The organism is Microbulbifer okhotskensis (assembly GCF_023895975.1).
GTDB lineage: Bacteria > Pseudomonadota > Gammaproteobacteria > Pseudomonadales > Cellvibrionaceae > Microbulbifer > Microbulbifer okhotskensis.
This window is the reverse complement of record NZ_JALBWM010000225.1, coordinates 1-2849: the sequence shown is the minus strand read 5'-3', so window position 1 is coordinate 2849 and position 2849 is coordinate 1. Positions and strand designations below refer to the sequence as shown.

Sequence of the window (2849 nt, the reverse complement as noted above, 5' to 3'; positions counted from 1 at the left end):
ATTTGAAGTGAGAACCTTATTTTCTCAGTATCTGGCCGTGGTTCCTACCTATTTCACCCCCTAAAACTGTCCGAAGTATTGTCTTTAAAAAGATGATTTTTTTCAAGGCCGCCCCAGCTTAGATAAACTGAAAATCAGTAGATCAACCTCGAAAACTATATACGTAGCTTTCTCGGCTTTAAGACCATAATTTTTGCAAACGAGCGGACATTAACAACTTCCACCAGATACAGCGGGCTCTTATCAAACAGTTGGTTCCACTCTTTTATTGTTCTTTCCCTCCCTCGAGTGCCCATTAGCATTTGAATATCCATCGCCGCCAAAGTGAGATCTGCGTCCTTTTCTGGCAACATGGCATCAGCAATGGCCAGGGTTCCCCCACAGCCTCCCATAGCCTTATGAATACTCTCCAGAAATTGCTGTGCTACCGAATCGCTCAGCAAATGAAATACAGCGACACAGAGATAGATATCCTTGTCACCACTAGCACATGGGAGTCTGCCGTTAAGAATATCTGCAGGGTAAAAATCTAATCGCTCTTCAATGTTCTTCTCCACATGGTCCCGCCAATACGCTCTTGCTAAAGACTCTACGTTTGCCCTGTCAACCACAAGAGATCTCAAGTGCTTATAAGAGGATAAAATACCAGCACTTTTACTACCTTTTGCTCCACCCAGGTCAATGATTCGGTCGAATTTTTCCCAGTCGAAGTCGTCAAGGTATTTCAATCCTGTTACATGATCAACTGTGTCCATTGCATTGGAAAATATATCGCTGACCTCCTGGTTTTCATCCATATATGCAAATAGTTCTTTCCCATTGACACACTCAAAAGGGACCCTCCCCTTTTGTATATTTCCTTCTAAACCCATAAACCAAGGCCGACTAAACTCCGGCGAATTATGCATAAGAATCATATTCTTCACACTCTTATCAGAGTCGCTACGAAGTACATAGGAGTTCCTATTATGTGCGAAATGCCTCGCCTTTGTTTCTTTAAATACTCCCATAGCACTAAGCATTCGCATCAATCGGTAAAGATAATCTTCATCTGATTTACAATCGACCGCTAATTTTTGTATTGAAACTGCCTCATCGCCAACATATTCAGCAATATCAAGACGTGCGGCAACATACAAACATCTTGACTGCCAAAAAAGCGATCCCATTTGCATCAGACGAAAAGATGGTGGAATTAAATTGCTTGAGATATTGGAAAATCGGCTAATCGCACCTGACAATTGTTGAAACATCCAATTTGAAATTTTATTTCTTTGTAAGGATTTAGGCATGAAGACCCCTCAGAAATGCCTGTCTGATTAAATGATTTTGATCTTTAATTATTAAATCGTAATAATTAATTTACTCAACAGAGCAGACGAGAAAAAAGTAACTCACATACTCTGCAAGGCCGTTTTCAAAAGACACCCATTAAAGTCTGAGAGCTGTTTCAGAAATTCCGGCCCCATCACCTGGCCCATCTGCTCCTCAAAAACGGGCTTAGCCAGCATCGGTAACATGGCGAGACTGACAAAAGCAATCCGTATCAGGTCGTATTCAGAATTTTTAAAAAGAAACTCCTTACCTTGAATCTCTTGCAGACGTCGAGCACCACGTTGACGACCACGCTCCAGCAACTGCCGAATAACATTCTTTCCGGGCCCCTGATTGAGAGCCATTATCTTTAGAATCAGGGCTGGGAACCTTGGATTCTTCTGCATCGTCGAGTAATAGAGATCGAAAAAATCACTAAACTCCCAGTCACCATCCAAACTTAATTGCTCAACAGCATCAATAAGAGGCAATAGGGTTTGACGAATCATATCTTCATACAACCCATCCTTACTGCCAAAGTAATATCGAATCATCGAAACCGCCACCCCCGCTTTTGCTGCAATCTGACGGGTAGTGACACGATGATATTCATCGCTCAAAAAACACTCTCGAGCAGCCTCTATTAGCCGGGTAGCAACTTCGGACTCCTGCGTATTCCCCATTTGTCGCCCCTTACGTGTGATTTATCTGAGGCTAACAGTGTATCTCCTTGATAGCCAGAGCAGCTATTGTTCAATATCGGGGTTTTGTACAAACTGTGCAGATCTATCGAAGCGGAACATATCAAGTAAAAACGTCACAGAAATGAGTGGCGTGACCCTAACGACTTATGTTAGTCCAATTTATACCCAAGACAATTTTCGACTACTGATAGCCTACAATAAAGAGCTATTGGAAGAAAAGAACGATAATCAATGGGGAAACAAATGATAGATCCCGTCAAACAAATACACAGTACAGCATGTGGTGTAGCCTCAGTTCAATATTCTTTACGCTGGATGAAAAACAAAAATATTTTATTATTTGGGTTTCAAGATAACGATTCCGTCTTCCAGAAAGGGGCCTTCAAAAGAGCACGTACTTGCTCGATAGATACATTGGGATGCACGCCTCACGGCCTAGTGGAATCCCTAATCTCACACACCTTAGATTTAAAGCTTGAGGTGATTGATCAAGGCATGGAAGAATCCAGGTGGTACGGAACTCTTCTTTCAAGCTGGCTGGGTAAATTAAAACAATATCCACGTGTTCAAGTTTGGAAAACTCGCAATGGTGGACTTATGCCGGATCTGAATGGAGGGATTGCTATTCGAATGTATAAATCTAATACAAGCCCTTCAAATCATTTTGTGGTTCAAGTTGACAACAACAATATCATGGACCCATTGACCGGGAAATATGTGCCCGCTAAGACCTATAATAACTCTCCAGACTGGTCTTTTATGAATTTTTCAATTTTAACAATACTTCGGACAGTTTTAAGAGGTGAAATGGGTAGGAACCATGGACATGTA

3 protein-coding genes are annotated in these 2849 nt (G+C 41.7%); 1 reads left to right on the top strand and 2 read right to left on the bottom strand.

Translation table 11 applies throughout. The annotated features are described in order from the left end of the window. Positions 1-155: 155 nt before the first annotated feature. Both MO867_RS21380 and MO867_RS21375 read right to left on the bottom strand, forming a co-directional pair. Complete coding sequence (locus tag MO867_RS21380; protein WP_252472908.1) at positions 156-1292, bottom strand: methyltransferase; 1137 nt, start codon at positions 1290-1292, stop codon at positions 156-158. 102 nt (positions 1293-1394) lie between these two features. Beyond that, complete coding sequence (locus MO867_RS21375) at positions 1395-1997, bottom strand: TetR/AcrR family transcriptional regulator (protein ID WP_252472907.1); 603 nt, start codon at positions 1995-1997, stop codon at positions 1395-1397. A gap of 264 nt (positions 1998-2261) precedes the next feature. Between MO867_RS21375 and MO867_RS21370 the strand changes: the two genes are divergently transcribed. Then, positions 2262-2849: hypothetical protein (locus MO867_RS21370; protein WP_252472906.1), on the top strand; the 588-nt coding region annotated here is incomplete at its 3' end.

Excerpts from the sequence above, each read along its gene's own strand:
- MO867_RS21380 (WP_252472908.1), bottom strand. The coding sequence starts at position 1,292 with ATGCCTAAATCCTTACAAAGAAATAAAATTTCAAATTGGATGTTTCAA.
- MO867_RS21375 (WP_252472907.1), bottom strand. The coding sequence starts at position 1,997 with ATGGGGAATACGCAGGAGTCCGAAGTTGCTACCCGGCTAATAGAGGCT.